This window comes from Vibrio sp. Y51_MX_L26 (genome assembly GCF_024181935.1).
Taxonomy (GTDB): Bacteria; Pseudomonadota; Gammaproteobacteria; order Enterobacterales; family Vibrionaceae; genus Vibrio; species Vibrio diabolicus.
The window spans coordinates 272549-286257 of record NZ_JAMZAS010000005.1; the positions used below are offsets into that span (position 1 = coordinate 272549).

Annotated in this window: 11 protein-coding genes; 7 read left to right on the forward strand and 4 right to left on the reverse strand. The window is 44.5% G+C overall.

What is annotated here, in order from left to right; genetic code table 11:
- Window positions 1-30 precede the first annotated feature (30 nt).
- The 4 genes from NL645_RS13945 to NL645_RS13960 all read left to right on the forward strand — a co-directional run bounded on the left by NL645_RS13945 (window position 31) and on the right by NL645_RS13960 (window position 4007).
- Window positions 31-570, forward strand: coding sequence for a TRAP transporter small permease subunit (locus NL645_RS13945; RefSeq protein WP_005376869.1), 540 nt, complete (start codon window positions 31-33; stop codon window positions 568-570).
- A 12-nt stretch (window positions 571-582) separates the two neighbouring features.
- Window positions 583-1869: a TRAP transporter large permease subunit gene (locus tag NL645_RS13950; protein WP_005394731.1), complete on the forward strand. Its 1287-nt coding sequence runs from the start codon at window positions 583-585 to the stop codon at window positions 1867-1869.
- A gap of 151 nt (window positions 1870-2020) precedes the next feature.
- Window positions 2021-3376 (forward strand): cache domain-containing protein, encoded by a 1356-nt coding sequence (locus NL645_RS13955; protein WP_253651867.1) that lies wholly within the window; start codon window positions 2021-2023, stop codon window positions 3374-3376.
- On the forward strand, window positions 3369-4007 hold the full coding sequence (locus NL645_RS13960; protein ID WP_253651868.1) for a response regulator transcription factor: 639 nt from the start codon (window positions 3369-3371) through the stop codon (window positions 4005-4007). The genes NL645_RS13955 and NL645_RS13960 overlap by 8 nt, the downstream gene beginning before the upstream one ends.
- Window positions 4008-4047: 40 nt before the next feature.
- Here NL645_RS13960 and NL645_RS13965 read toward each other — a convergent pair whose 3' ends face one another.
- Entirely contained in the window at window positions 4048-4524 is a 477-nt protein-coding gene (locus NL645_RS13965) for a MarR family winged helix-turn-helix transcriptional regulator (RefSeq protein WP_031780419.1), read from the reverse strand.
- 387 nt (window positions 4525-4911) lie between these two features.
- Between NL645_RS13965 and NL645_RS13970 the strand changes: the two genes are divergently transcribed.
- Together NL645_RS13970 and NL645_RS13975 are read left to right on the forward strand one after the other, a co-directional pair.
- Window positions 4912-6483, forward strand: coding sequence for a BCCT family transporter (locus NL645_RS13970; RefSeq protein WP_005394723.1), 1572 nt, complete (start codon window positions 4912-4914; stop codon window positions 6481-6483).
- A 230-nt stretch (window positions 6484-6713) separates the two neighbouring features.
- On the forward strand, window positions 6714-8597 hold the full coding sequence (locus NL645_RS13975) for a methyl-accepting chemotaxis protein (RefSeq protein WP_253651869.1): 1884 nt from the start codon (window positions 6714-6716) through the stop codon (window positions 8595-8597).
- A 70-nt stretch (window positions 8598-8667) separates the two neighbouring features.
- Here the strand turns inward: NL645_RS13975 and NL645_RS13980 are convergent, their stop codons facing one another.
- Window positions 8668-9387, reverse strand: coding sequence for a 3'-5' exonuclease (locus NL645_RS13980; protein ID WP_168187853.1), 720 nt, complete (start codon window positions 9385-9387; stop codon window positions 8668-8670).
- A gap of 8 nt (window positions 9388-9395) precedes the next feature.
- The gene (locus NL645_RS13985) at window positions 9396-11285 is read right to left on the reverse strand and encodes a DUF294 nucleotidyltransferase-like domain-containing protein (protein ID WP_005396868.1); all 1890 of its coding nucleotides are present in this window, start codon (window positions 11283-11285) and stop codon (window positions 9396-9398) included.
- A gap of 318 nt (window positions 11286-11603) precedes the next feature.
- Here NL645_RS13985 and NL645_RS13990 point away from each other — a divergent pair, with 318 nt between their 5' ends.
- Window positions 11604-12245 carry an outer membrane beta-barrel protein gene (locus NL645_RS13990; RefSeq protein WP_005396869.1) on the forward strand — a complete coding sequence of 214 codons (642 nt, stop codon included), beginning with the start codon at window positions 11604-11606 and terminating at the stop codon, window positions 12243-12245.
- Window positions 12246-12332: 87 nt separating this feature from the next.
- Here the strand turns inward: NL645_RS13990 and NL645_RS13995 are convergent, their stop codons facing one another.
- Complete coding sequence (locus NL645_RS13995; RefSeq protein WP_012841647.1) at window positions 12333-13523, reverse strand: amino acid aminotransferase; 1191 nt, start codon at window positions 13521-13523, stop codon at window positions 12333-12335.
- Window positions 13524-13709 lie beyond the last annotated feature (186 nt).

The following is a 13709-nucleotide window of genomic DNA, read 5'->3' on the forward strand; positions in this document are numbered from 1 at the left end:
AGCGTATCCAAACGTTCCACGGAGTTCGGAATGAGAAGTCTTATTTATATTGAGCGATTATTTAACCGCTTTAGCGATTTTCTCGGATGGTTATCCAGCATCCTGTTTATTTTGTTGTTAGCAAACGTTGTGTACGACGTTGTCATGCGTTACGTGTTTAATGATGTGTCTATCGCATTCCAAGAAATGGAATGGCATCTATTCTCTGCCGTGTTCTTGCTTGGTGTGCCTTACGCAATTAAGTCCGGTGGCCATGTTCGCGTCGACATTTTTTATGAACGCTTATCTTACAAAGCACAATCCATCATCGACATCATAGGCACACTATTTTTCTTATTCCCTTTTTGCCTACTGGTGGCTTGGTTTGGTATTGATTTCGCCAAAGAAAGTTACGCGCTAGGCGAGACGTCTGGTGATCCAGGCGGATTGCCATATCGTTGGATCATCAAGGCGATGATTCCGCTGTCATTTTTCTTTATGGCAGTTAGTGGCATTGGACTGCTGCTGCATTCGATCAACAAGATTGTTAACCCTCATCTTATCTATGCCGGTAATAACGGTAAGTCGTAAAAGGAAGTCATTATGATCGGTATAGTGATGTTTTTTGTCGCGCTCTTTGCGCTTTTATTGGGATTCCCCGTTGCCTTTACTTTTGGCGGTATTGCACTGATTTTTGGTGTTTGGGCTGAAGGCATCGAGATGTTTGCTTTCATGCCATATCGTATTCAATCCATTATGGAAAATACGGTGCTAATGGCCGTACCATTGTTTGTCTTCATGGGACTAGTACTTCAGAAGACGAAGCTTGCAGAGCAACTGCTTGAGTCAATGGGACGTCTGTTTGGCGGCGTCCGTGGTGGTATTGCTATTTCGACAGTCTTAGTTGGCGCATTACTTGCCGCGTCAACGGGCGTAGTCGGCGCATCGGTTGTTGCTATGGGGTTGATCTCATTGCCTGTGATGCTTAAATACAATTACGACAAAGGCTTGGCGTGCGGGACTATTTGTGCGTCTGGTACCTTGGGACAAATTATCCCGCCTTCTATCGTGTTGATCTTGCTAGGGGATGTACTCGGCGTTCCGGTTGGGGATTTATTCCAAGCTGCAATCTGGCCCGGTATCACGCTCGTCGGCGCCTATGTTATCTACATTCTTATTTACGCGAAGTTGAATCCTCAAGCCGCACAGGCAATAGAGCGCGATGAGTCGATCAGTCGAAAGCAAGAAGTATTCACCGCGCTGAAAGCCGTTTTACCACCACTAGCACTGATCATTGTGGTATTGGGCTCCATCTTTGCAGGGATTGCAACGCCAACAGAGTCAGCGGCTCTGGGCGGCGCTGGTGCGATAGTTCTGTCGTTACTGTATAAGCAGTTTAGTTGGTCGATGATTTATGATGCATCGAAAGAAACCGTTAAAGTAACCGCAATGGTCTTTGCTATTTTGCTAGGGGCAACCGCCTTCTCAATGGCATTTACCTACACTGGCGGTGATTATCTAGTCGAAGAGTGGATGCTAGAACTGCCTGGAGAAAAGTGGGGCTTCCTCATCATTACCATGGTGGTGATTCTGATTTTAGGCTTCTTTATCGACTTCGTTGAAATCTGCTTTATCATCGTGCCAATTATTGCGCCGGTCGCTGAGTTGATGGGTATCAACATGACGTGGTTTGCGATTCTTATCGCAATGAACTTACAGACATCATTCCTAACACCGCCATTTGGCTTTAGTTTGTTCTATCTAAAAGGCGTCGCACCAGCAGGTGTCACTACGCGAGATATTTACAAAGGTGTGATGCCGTTTATCGCGATTCAAATTGTCGTGTTGGCTTCTTTGCTGTTTTTCCCAGGCTTTTATGGCATGAGTTGATCACTCGATAATAAAAGAGATTTTGTGAACTGAGAGTTTTTACCTTTTGAGACAAGTTGTTAAGCTGCTATTTATGTCTAGGCGGACGAAGTCGAGTTATTTGTGCTGCTAAGATAGTGAGCTGTAAAGCAGCGTTTCATGGAGGAAAGGGATGCCTCTCAAAGCAAAGTTAATTCTGCTGACATTGATACCCGTGGTATTGGTGTCAGCGAGTATCAGTTGGATTTCTATCTATCAAACCAAGACTCTTGGCAAAAGGGAGGTAGAGATCTTTCATCAAAACCTGATCCAATCAAAAGAGGCGGCGCTCAAAGACACGGTCGACGTCGCCTTTGACTCCATTTCTTATATTTACAACGATCCAACCTTAGAAGAGGGCGTTGCTAAAACACGCGTGAAAGCGATTTTAAACCGTTTAAGCTACGGAGCAGACGGCTACTTTTTTGCTTACGATAAATACGGCACCAACCTTGTACATCCTGTTCTTCCAGAGCTAGTCGGGGAGAACTTACTCTATCTTGAAGACGAGAATGGCGATCGTCTAATCGAAGCTTTGTTGTATCAAGCTCAATCAGGTGGTGGATTTCATCAGTACCTGTGGCAAAAGCCATCTACGGGTGAAGTCGTCCCAAAGCTTAGCTACGCCGCATGGCTCGATAAGTGGGAATGGATGATAGGGACAGGGCTCTATATTGAGGACGTCAGTCAAGAAGTTGCCAATATGCGTGCTGCGGTGAACAAAAATATCGAAACGACTTTTTTCTCGGTCGTCGTGATCTTAGCGGTGACCGTTGCTGTAATTATCGTTCTCACTTTAGCGATCAATTTGCATGAACACCGTCTTGCCGATAAAAACCTTAAAGAGTTGGCACATAAAACCGTCATGTTTCAAGAGGATGAGAAAAAGCATCTAGCGAGAGAGTTGCATGATGGAATCAACCAGTTGTTAGTTTCTAGTAAATGTCATTTGGATTTAATGAGTCATAGACTGGAAGACGAAAAACTCAAATCCCACTTAGATAAATCGCAACGCTCATTGGTCACCGCGATAAATGAAGTAAGGCATATTTCTCATCAGCTCCGTCCTAGCGCCCTTGATGATATCGGCTTAGAGGCGGCACTGACCACTTTACTGCAAGACTTTCACTCTCACTCTGGGATTGATATAGAAAGTAATTTTGATACTCAGCAGTACAAACTGACGTCGGAGGTCGCGACGACCTTGTATCGTGTTGCTCAAGAGTCTTTGAACAACATCGAAAAACACGCAAGAGCGAAAAAAGTGACGGTTACTTTGCAAAAAATGGGCAATATGCTGCAATTACTCATACGTGACGACGGTGTTGGCTTTGTGGTTAACCAAGCAGTGCACCAACAAGGGATTGGGTTAAGGAACATGCAAGAGCGTGTAGAGTTCATTGGTGGTGATTTTGAACTGATGAGTGAGCTTGGTTTAGGAACAGAGATTACCGTGCTGCTTAATTTGGATGAATTAGTTTATGGATAAACCGATTAGTGTGGTGATTGTTGATGATCATCAAGTGGTCTTAGATGGCTTCATGGCTCGCTTGGAGTTAGAGCCTGACATTGAAGTGGTCGGTACGGCAAGCAATGGGCTGGAAGCGATTGAAGTCGCAAAGCACCTTCAGCCTGATGTCATCTTGATGGACATTAGCATGCCGATAATGAACGGTATTGAAGCGACTGGGGTAATTAAAGAAGAGCGACCAGAGAGCAAAATACTTATGCTGACCATGCACGATAACCGTGAATACATCATGAAGGTCATGCAAGCTGGCGCAGTAGGGTACATGCTCAAGGAAATCTCGGCCGAGAAAATGGTGCAAGCAATAAAAACGGTGAATCAAGGTTCAACGTATTTCTGCGAGTCTGTCACACAAACGCTTTTTACCCAAGAGGTGCTGCCAGCCACTCAAAAAACGAATCCACTTAGCCGTAGGGAAGAAGCGGTGCTTAAATTAGTCGCTCAAGGAAACAGCAGTAAGAAAATCGCCACACTACTTAACATTAGCTACCGAACGGTAGAGACGCATCGCCACAACATTAAGCACAAGTTGGATTTACATTCGACGGCAGAGCTAGCGAAATATGCGTTTGAAACAGGGTTAACGGAGTAGGAGAGTAGTGCCCGCAAAAAGCGAGCACGTGAGAGCGAAATTAATCGACTTTTGTAATGCTGCCAAGCTCTAGCATTGGAGCGACATCGATATCCTCTGCATTCATCATTGTTGAGATGCGTTGAACGGAAGATAGCAGCAGAGACTGCTCCCATTCTTCCAATTTTTGGAATCGATTAATGAAGTGTTCCTGCAATGGCGTTGGTGCTTGCTTTAGGGCTTCTTGGCCTTTGCTCGTAAGTACAGCATGCACTTTACGCTTGTCTTGAACACTGCGTTGACGCTCAACAAACTGGCCTCGTTCTAGTCTATCTAGAATGGTCGTTGCGGTCGCTTGGCTCATGTTAGTGTGGCTAGACAACTGTTTAATCGTTACGTTATCTAACTCATTGATAGCACGCATCAAAATCAACTGTGGAGCGGTCAATCCAGACTCTTTGCTCAGCTTTTTAGAATGTAAATCAATAGCGCGGATGATCTGACGAATCGAGACCAATACTTCTTCGTACTTTTCCAATTTATTCATCCAGTCTGTAGGGAACATTTATCGAGGCGACACTAACTTAAATGCGCCCTTATTTAAAGGGGTGGAATCAAAAATTACCACTACAATTTTAAGTAGTGTCTCCAATTTCATTTTGTCGCGTCGTGTAGACAAAATAAGAAGACCTAAAATTATTATAGCAATAAATGTTTGTGGTCTAACTATTGCGCTAGTGGTTTATCCTTTTAAAGGCGGAAATTGCTGAGTGAAAAGTAAGTTATTGGATTTTTTCATAGCAAAAAGATAGACAAAAACGTGTCAAATGATAGGATCTTGCGCCTTCACGGAATGTAAAACGTATCGTGTTCGAAAGATTTTTTTGTTTGGTACGTAAAAACAGTACAAAAATAGAGAGGAACGATGACAAAGGGTATAGATAAGTACAGTATCGATAGTACCGACTATACGGTAGGTCAAGACAACGTTCAAAAATGGGGTTTTGATGTTCATAACCCAGTTTTTGGTATTAGTGCAGGTTTAATTGCGCTGTTTCTTGTCGCTGCATTAGTTCTAGATGCACATACCGCAAAGACGGCACTTGATGGGCTGAAATGGAAGATCATTGGTTCATTCGATTGGTTGTTCATTATTGCAGGTAATATTTTCGTTATTTTCTGTTTGGCACTTATCGTTTCGCCAATGGGTAAAATCCGCCTAGGTGGTAAAGACGCTGTTGCCGATTACTCGTTCATGTCATGGCTTGCAATGCTATTTGCGGCTGGTATGGGTATCGGTTTAATGTTCTGGAGTGTCGCAGAACCTGTCGCTTACTTCACTGGTTGGTATGAAACGCCACTCGGTGTTGAAGCAAACACACCAGAAGCAGCGAGATTGGCACTGGGTGCGACGATGTTCCACTGGGGTCTTCACCCATGGGCAATTTACGGTGTTGTAGCACTTTCTTTAGCATTCTTTGCCTACAACAAAGGATTACCGCTGTCTATGCGCTCGATCTTCTACCCGCTTCTGGGTGATCGCGCGTGGGGCTGGGCTGGTCATATCGTGGATATCTTGGCCGTTCTTGCGACTTTGTTTGGTCTTGCAACGTCACTGGGCTTAGGTGCACAACAAGCGGCAAGTGGTATTCATCACGTATTTGGTGTTGAGCCAGGCCTTGGCCTACAAATCGTCGTCATTACCGTTGTAACTTTGCTTGCTGTTGTTTCAGTGGTACGTGGTATTGATGGTGGCGTTAAAGTCATTAGTAACATCAACATGGTTGTGGCGTTCTTGCTACTGATTCTTGTTGGTCTTATCGGTTGGGCGGCGAGTTTAGGCTCGATTCCAACCACACTTATGGCATACGTAGAGAATATTATTCCGCTAAGTAACCCGTTTGGTCGTACAGATGAAGCATGGTTCCAAGGCTGGACAGTATTCTACTGGGCTTGGTGGATTTCATGGTCACCATTCGTAGGTATGTTCATTGCGCGTGTTTCTCGCGGTCGTACCGTTCGTGAATTCATTACAGCCGTTCTATTGGTTCCAACCGCTGTTACTGTTGTTTGGATGTCAGTATTTGGTGGTCTAGCGATCGAGCAAGTTGTTGATAAAGTAGGTGAGTTGGGCACGAATGGTTTGACTGACGTTTCACTTGCTATGTTCCAAATGTTCGATGTTCTTCCATTTGGTAGTATGCTTTCAATCATTGCTGTTGTGTTGGTACTTGTGTTCTTCATCACGTCTTCTGACTCTGGTTCACTTGTTATCGACAGCATCACAGCGGGCGGTAAAGTCGACGCTCCTGTACTTCAACGTGTTTTCTGGGCATTTATGGAAGGTGCAATTGCGGTTGCTCTACTGTGGATTGGTGGCTCAGAAGCGGTTCAAGCGCTTCAGGCAGGTGCAATTTCTACAGCACTACCGTTTACCTTCATTCTGCTTGCAATGTGTGTGAGCTTATTGATGGGTATGAGAACAGAACGTCAATAACTCAGGCATTTTATAAATCTGTCTGAGTAACAAGTAATCAAAAGGCCAGCATTTTGCTGGCTTTTTTTGTGCGGTTTTTATGACGGTGAGACAAAAAAATGACACATGAAAGTTCATATTTTACAAAGAGTTAATGTGCTATTTTGTTTTTTAAAAATTAGTGAATAGTCGTGAAAAAGTGTGTAATATTCACACACCTTAACTGTTCTCCCAACTCAAAAACTATAAATATGAAATTATCATTAAAACAAAAGCTTATAGGCGCAAGCCTTTCTGCTGTTGTTGTGATGGCAACAGCACTTACTTGGTTGTCGGCTGGTCAATTATTTGATCAGACTCGTTCAGGTGTCTATTCACGTGCGCAAAGTCTAAGTACTACTGCGTCAGAAGGAATTTCTGATTGGGTCAATATCCGCAAAGATATTGCTACCGCATTCAACGACTACTCGACAGAGCAAGACGTTGTCCCTTTCCTACAACAAGCTCGCAAGGCTGGTGGCTTTGATGACATCTTCCTTGGTACACCAAACGGTAATATGTATCGCTCTCACCCTGAGCGTAACCGTGCTGATTACGACCCTCGTACTCGTCCTTGGTACAAAGATGCTAACGCCGCAGGTAAGCAGATCATCACAGCTGCATATCAAGATGCAATCACTAACGCGCTGCTTGTAACCATTGCTGAGCCAGTAATGAAAAATGGTCAGTTTGTTGGTGTTGTTGGTGCAGATGTACTGATCGATCAGCTTATCAGCGACGTGATTAACCTAGATGCAGGTGAAAATGCGCATGCGATGTTAATCGATATGAACGAAGGTACGTTCCTAGCGCATCCTGACAAAAGCTTAACGCTTAAGCCTATCACCAGTGTTCTAAAAGACTTTTCAGAAGAGGCAATCGAGCGTGCTGCAGATGAAGGTCGTATCGAAGATACGGTAATCAAAGGCAAAGAGAAGCTTTACTACTTTAATAAAGTACCTGGCACGCATTGGATGTTCGCGATTGAAATGGATCGCGCAACGGAAGAAGCAGGGCATGCGGTATTGCTACGTGACCTATTGATCACTGCAGTGATGATCACCATTGTGGTTATTCTTGCGGTATCTTGGTTGGTTGGTTTCTTGTTCCGTGACTTGAGCCGCGTATCAAATGCACTTGAGGAAATTGCATCTGGTGAAGGTGACTTAACGCAACGACTAGAACCACGCAGTGATGATGAAGTCGGTAAATTGGCTGAAAACTTCAACCGCTTTGTTGGCAACATGCACACGATGGTGACCAAGCTTAGTCACGTATCATCTGCGCTTTCAGAGCAAGCACGCACGACGGCACAGCAAGCTGAAGAGCGTAGTCAGCGTATCTCTTACCAGCAAGATGAAATCAACATGGTGGCGACGGCTGTGAACGAAATGGCTGCAGCGACACAAGAAATTGCAGGTAATGCAGATAGCACGGCAAGTAACTCAGAGGAAGCGGTTCAAGCTTGTTCACACGGTTCTAGCCAAGTGACTCAGACGCAAGGTTCTATCCAGAACTTGGCGCAAGAAGTTCAAGTCGCCACTGATGTGATTCAAGAGCTAGAAGCACACGGAAATAGCATCAATACGATTCTATCAACGATTCAAGGTATTGCTGAGCAAACAAACCTACTTGCACTTAACGCGGCAATTGAAGCAGCACGTGCAGGTGAACAAGGCCGTGGCTTTGCTGTGGTTGCGGATGAAGTTCGCGTATTGAGCCAACGCACTCATGCTTCAACGCAAGAGATTCAAGAAACTATCGAGATGCTACAGGGCACAACAGCGAAAGCGGTTGGCATCATGGGTGATAGCCGTCGTCTGGCTGACACCAGTGTTGATGATGCAAACGCGGCTGCAGCGAGCTTGACGCAAATCCATACTGCTGTTGAGCGCATTAGTGACATGGCAACGCAGATTGCATCGGCGGCAGAAGAGCAAGCATCGGTAACAACCGAGATCACGCGTAATACTGAAGGCATTCGTGACGTGTCTAACGAGCTGTCGGTAGAAGCTCATCAAGCAGCAGAACAAGCTGCCCACCTATCTGAGCTTTCACACGAATTAGAGCAAGAGATTCAACGCTTTAAGCTGTAATCGGATACCGACCTAAATAAAAAGGAGCCATTTGGCTCCTTTTTTGATCGCTTATTAATCTAGCAAGACGTTATAGCCAGAACTCACTGATCGGTTGCTCTTCGCTATAATGATGGGCGATTTGCGCTTGTAGCAGTTCTGCCGTAGCAATTGCATCGGTTAATGCATGGTGAGGGGTATAGTCTGGCAGACCATAACGGCGTCGAGATTGCGCTAGCCGAACCGATTCTGGCTTTTTCCCTTTTAAACGCTCCCAGAGTGAGCCAGAGCGTTTCTGTTGAATGGTTTCTTCAAGATGCAGCGTATCTATCACTGGAAACTCAATTCCTTCACCTAAACGGCTTTTGAGTGCTTTATCCAGAAATTCTCTCTCGATACGACGATAATGCACAACAATGATTTTTCCGCTTAAGCATGGTAGTAGCTCGCTTAGGATGTCACCCAAGTCAGGTGCATCAATCAATTCACTGTGAGTAATACCATGTATGATTACTGAGTCTTCATCGAGTGCTCGCTGCGGACGAACTTTCCAATGACGCGAATTGCGCAAAAAAATCCGTTTCAAGTTAAACGGCACTAAACCAATGGTAATGATGTCATGTTTTTCAGGGTTCAACCCCGTCGTTTCGAAATCTAGTGCCACGAACTCGACCTCAGACAGGGGGGTCTCTGGTGTAGGTGGTTTATTGCTATAAAACGCAATTAAATTCTCATCTTTAGCCATCTCCAACTTTTGTTCAAATTTCGTTGGCCACTGAATGGTTGGCTTCTGAAAGAGCTTTTTGATCATGTTCAACCTCACTTAAAGCTCTTATTCGCTTGGTAGCGGAACTTAAGGAAGTTCTGCCCATTGCTTAGGATTTGGAAAGCATCTTTTAGGTTACGACGTTCAAATTCAGAGAGATTTTCAGGTTCGATATTGTTATCTGGATCAATGCCTAATTCCACGTCCGTCGCTTGGTGACGAATACGCACCATGGAAATAAACTCTAACGCGTCTTTTAAGTCTTGTGCACGACCTTTTGGCAAAATGCCAGCATCAATGATGTCGTCGAGACGCTCAAACGAATTCTGTGCGCGTGAGCCAACCGCCAGAGAGTGAACGCGAATTAAGTCGACCAGAGGAGCCGTACCGCGACGTTTGAGGTTGATGGAGTTATTGTGTCTGCCATCTTTCTCCATCACAAAGTCTTTAAAGAAGCCGAGTGGCGGCGTTCGGTTAAGTGCATTGCGAGCCAGACAGGCTAAGAAGCGATTGTTTTTACGCGCACGACGAACAATAAAGCTGGTTAATTGTTCTGCCCATTTTAAGCGACCGTAAACGCCATCCAAATCGAAAAAGATGGACGCGTTGAGTAGCGCTTTCGGGTTCGGGTTATCAATCCAGTCAGCGAAGCACTCTTCCCACTCTGAACGAGTCATGCGCCATAATGGGTTGGTTGCCATAATATCGCCCGTACAATACTTGTAGCCACAGGCATCTAATCCATCACTGACATATTTCGCTAAAGCTTCGAAGTACTTACCATGTTTCTCTTCTTGGTAGGTCTCATCTAGAATGATGGCGTTATCTTGGTCAGTCACCAACAGTTGCTCATCACGTCCCATTGAGCCAAGTGCAAGGAAACAATAAGGAATTGGTGGTGGGCCAAGCTCTTCTTCAGCCATTTCTAACAGACGTTGTTTGAAGCTTCGACCAATCACGGACATCGCACTGCCCACCATGTGTGAGTTGGCATCTTCGTTGACCAGGCGTACAAAGCTGCTTTTTACTTCTTCAGCAACAACTGCCAAATCTTCGATGGTCTGTTGTTGGAAAATGCTGCTTACCAATAAGAGCGAGTTTTGTGATTCATAACGAACAATGTCGGTTGTTTCGATAATACCAATAGGTAATTGGTTTTTAACCACAGGCAGATGGTGCACGTTGTAACGCAGCATGGTTAACATTGCTTCATAGATGTAGGCATTGTGATCAAGAGACATGACTTCAGTGGTCATCACACTTGATACATCGTCCTGTGGAGACAAGCCTTCGGCTAACACACGGGTACACAAGTCACGGTCAGTAATAATACCAAGTACCGGAGACTGTGGGTCATCTTCGTCACGAACGAAATCTGGATCGACGATAAGTAGAGCAGATACGTTGTCATTCGCCATCTGCTGCGCGGCTTGCTGGATTGTCTGTCCTCGATCAATCGTATGAGCATCGCCAGTCAGCAAGGTTTTCACTTTCGATGTCGTCAGATCATTTGCATCTTTGTTTTCTGAAATTGCTTGGCGTAAACGAGCACTATTTTCCACTTCGACAAAGTCTGCAAAGGAATCAAAGTTGTCGTATATTTCTTGGAAAACGTCACCAGGAATACAGTAGAGAAGAGTATCTTCAATGGCTTTTACCGGAAAGCGTACTTTGTTGTTGGTTAGCATTCCCATCTGGCCAAATAAGTCACCTTCATCAAGACGGTTATAAAGCTCTCCTTTGCGTCGATAAACTTCTACGACCCCGCTTCGCACCACGTAGAGATCTTGGATATAGTCTCCAAAATGGATGATTGGGGTATCTTCTCGGTAGTACGAGATCTCGACACTCTCTGTCACCTTGTTTAGTGTTTCTTCAGGGAGTTCATTGAACGGGGGATACTTGGCGAGAAAGTTATAAATCTCGAGAAGTTCTGCATCCATCGAAGGTGCCTTTTAGTTCGCAAATAATAAAGTAATCTTAACTTAGTTTTAAAACAGAGTCTTATCTGAACCGTGATTTTCGTACTCAGTCATAAGATTCTGACATATCGCACGATAAGGAATCGGCATTTCTACTACTATATAGTCACTTAAAAGGTGAGCGGACGTGGTCGACATATTTTGGGCCAATGCTTGATTTAGAGGCATAGCAGATTTCAAATCGTTACCGCGTCTGTAAACTAAGTTATTTTTGTTGAACTAAGCCACTCAAGGTGATTTGGGGGCGGTGTTTAAATAATTCTCATGAAAGGAAGTCGAATGGTGAGAAGTTTATTGCTTGCGTCTTTAGCTGCTTTGCCAGCAGTAACTAGCGCGGCGGTCATGGACCAAGCAGAAAAATTTGGGTATGAACACATTCACCTGGATGTAGGTGCCGGAACCACAAATGAAGAGTGGTTAGATAATTCGAACGCGACCACAATTGGGCTCGGTGGTAATTACTTATTTACTGAGAACTGGTTGTTTAATGTCGATTACTCGGCGCAGTTTTTCCATCCGGACGACTTTACTCTTCGCATTGACCGTTTGTTGTTTGGTGGTGGTTATCGTTATGGGATTACGGATCAATTCGATATCTACGGTAAATATGGAATAGGTGCAATCAAAGCGAAAGCGACGGACGACAAAACGGATAATACGTTATCTTCAGATAGCGAATTGCTTCAAGCCGTCACCGTTGGGGTGAATTACTTATTCAGTGAACAACTTATTGCGACGGCCGAGGTGGAAGTTAACCGCAGTGATATCGTCGATGAGAACAATTTTAAGATAGGTTTTAACTACCAATGGCATGATGTTATTGGTACTGGTCTTTTTTATCAGTTTAGAGATACCGATTACAGCGGTGAGAGCTCTGATTATGTCAATGAAGTGGGGCTGAGTTTGAAGTTTGTCTACTAGCGGACTGGTTCATTTATTGGCAATAAATAAAAACAAAAAGGTCAGCTTATGCTGACCTTTCCTTTTAATAAAGTATGCGACTATCGATTATAAAACCGCTGCAATGCCTTTACACAGAGGGCCCATATTTGACTTCGTCATACCAGCAACACTGATTCGGCCTGAACCGACGATGTAAATACCGAACTCTTCTTTCAGACGGTTTACTTGCTCTTTAGATAGGCCAGAGAAAGAGAACATACCATTTTGACGTTCGATGAAGCTAAAGTCTGCGTCCACACCTTCTGATTTTAGTGTCGCTACAAATAGTTCACGCATCTCTTGGATACGGTCACGCATTTCTGCTACTTCAGCTTCCCATTCCGCACGCATTTCGGCGTTGCCAAGAATGTGAGTAACGACCGCGCTGCCGTGCGCAGGTGGGTTAGAGTAGATAGAGCGAATAATGGCTTTAACTTGCGAAAATGCGGTTGTTGCGACTTCTTCTGATTCTGCTACTAACGTGAAGGCACCAACGCGTTCGTTGTATAGGCCAAAGTTTTTCGAGAACGAGCTCGCGACTAGGATTTCTTTGTTGTACTTAGCAAAAGTACGAAGACCTGCAGCATCCTCTTCCACGCCTTTAGCAAAGCCTTGGTATGCGAAGTCAAATAGAGGAAGCAATTTCTTCTCTGCGACTAGTTTCGCCAATGTTTCCCATTCTTCAGCAGTTGGGTCGATACCTGTAGGGTTGTGGCAGCAGCCGTGTAGAAGCACGATGTCACCTTCAGATGCAGATTGCAGATCGTTTAGCATTGCATCGAAGTCTTTGTCTTTTGTTTCAGCGTTGTAGTAGCTGTATTGTGCCGTTTCGATACCAGCAGCAGTAAATACGCCGTTGTGGTTTGCCCAAGTAGGGTTGCTGATCCAGATTTTTACATCGCCAAGTTGGCGTTTAATGAACTCACCAGCAACACGTAATGCACCAGTACCACCTGGAGCTTGAGCTGTTTTAGCGCGTTTTTCGTTTACAATTTCGGCATCAGAGCCGAAAAGCAGTTTTTGTACTGCAATGCCGTACTCTGCTGTGCCTTCGATAGTTAGGTAAGACTTGGTTTTTTCAGTTTCAACAAGCGCTGCTTCAGCTTTCTTTACTGTTGCAAGAACGGGAGTTTCGCCTTGCTCGTTTTTGTAAATACCTACGCCAAGGTTAATTTTGTCTGCGCGAGTATCTTTTTTAAACTCTTCAGTAAGGCCAAGAATAGGGTCAGCCGGAGCGGCAACTACTTTTTCAAACATAATCTTCATCCATGTTAATCGAAGGGGTGTGCTAACATTTATACCTTTCAGCAATATTGGTTACAACCGTTACTGAAAAGAAAACCTAAAAAAGTTGCGATTTGAAACAGAATTCTAACATAACTAAAGTTTTTGCCATGAAAACGTTTGGTAGGCACAGAGTTTGAGGGGGATTTATACTATGGT

Excerpts from the sequence above, each read along its gene's own strand:
- NL645_RS13975 (WP_253651869.1), top strand. The coding sequence starts at position 6,714 with ATGAAATTATCATTAAAACAAAAGCTTATAGGCGCAAGCCTTTCTGCT.
- NL645_RS13985 (WP_005396868.1), bottom strand. The coding sequence starts at position 11,285 with ATGGATGCAGAACTTCTCGAGATTTATAACTTTCTCGCCAAGTATCCC.
- NL645_RS13955 (WP_253651867.1), top strand. The coding sequence starts at position 2,021 with ATGCCTCTCAAAGCAAAGTTAATTCTGCTGACATTGATACCCGTGGTA.
- NL645_RS13960 (WP_253651868.1), top strand. The coding sequence starts at position 3,369 with ATGGATAAACCGATTAGTGTGGTGATTGTTGATGATCATCAAGTGGTC.
- NL645_RS13970 (WP_005394723.1), top strand. The coding sequence starts at position 4,912 with ATGACAAAGGGTATAGATAAGTACAGTATCGATAGTACCGACTATACG.
- NL645_RS13995 (WP_012841647.1), bottom strand. The coding sequence starts at position 13,523 with ATGTTTGAAAAAGTAGTTGCCGCTCCGGCTGACCCTATTCTTGGCCTT.
- NL645_RS13990 (WP_005396869.1), top strand. The coding sequence starts at position 11,604 with ATGGTGAGAAGTTTATTGCTTGCGTCTTTAGCTGCTTTGCCAGCAGTA.
- NL645_RS13945 (WP_005376869.1), top strand. The coding sequence starts at position 31 with ATGAGAAGTCTTATTTATATTGAGCGATTATTTAACCGCTTTAGCGAT.
- NL645_RS13950 (WP_005394731.1), top strand. The coding sequence starts at position 583 with ATGATCGGTATAGTGATGTTTTTTGTCGCGCTCTTTGCGCTTTTATTG.
- NL645_RS13980 (WP_168187853.1), bottom strand. The coding sequence starts at position 9,387 with ATGATCAAAAAGCTCTTTCAGAAGCCAACCATTCAGTGGCCAACGAAA.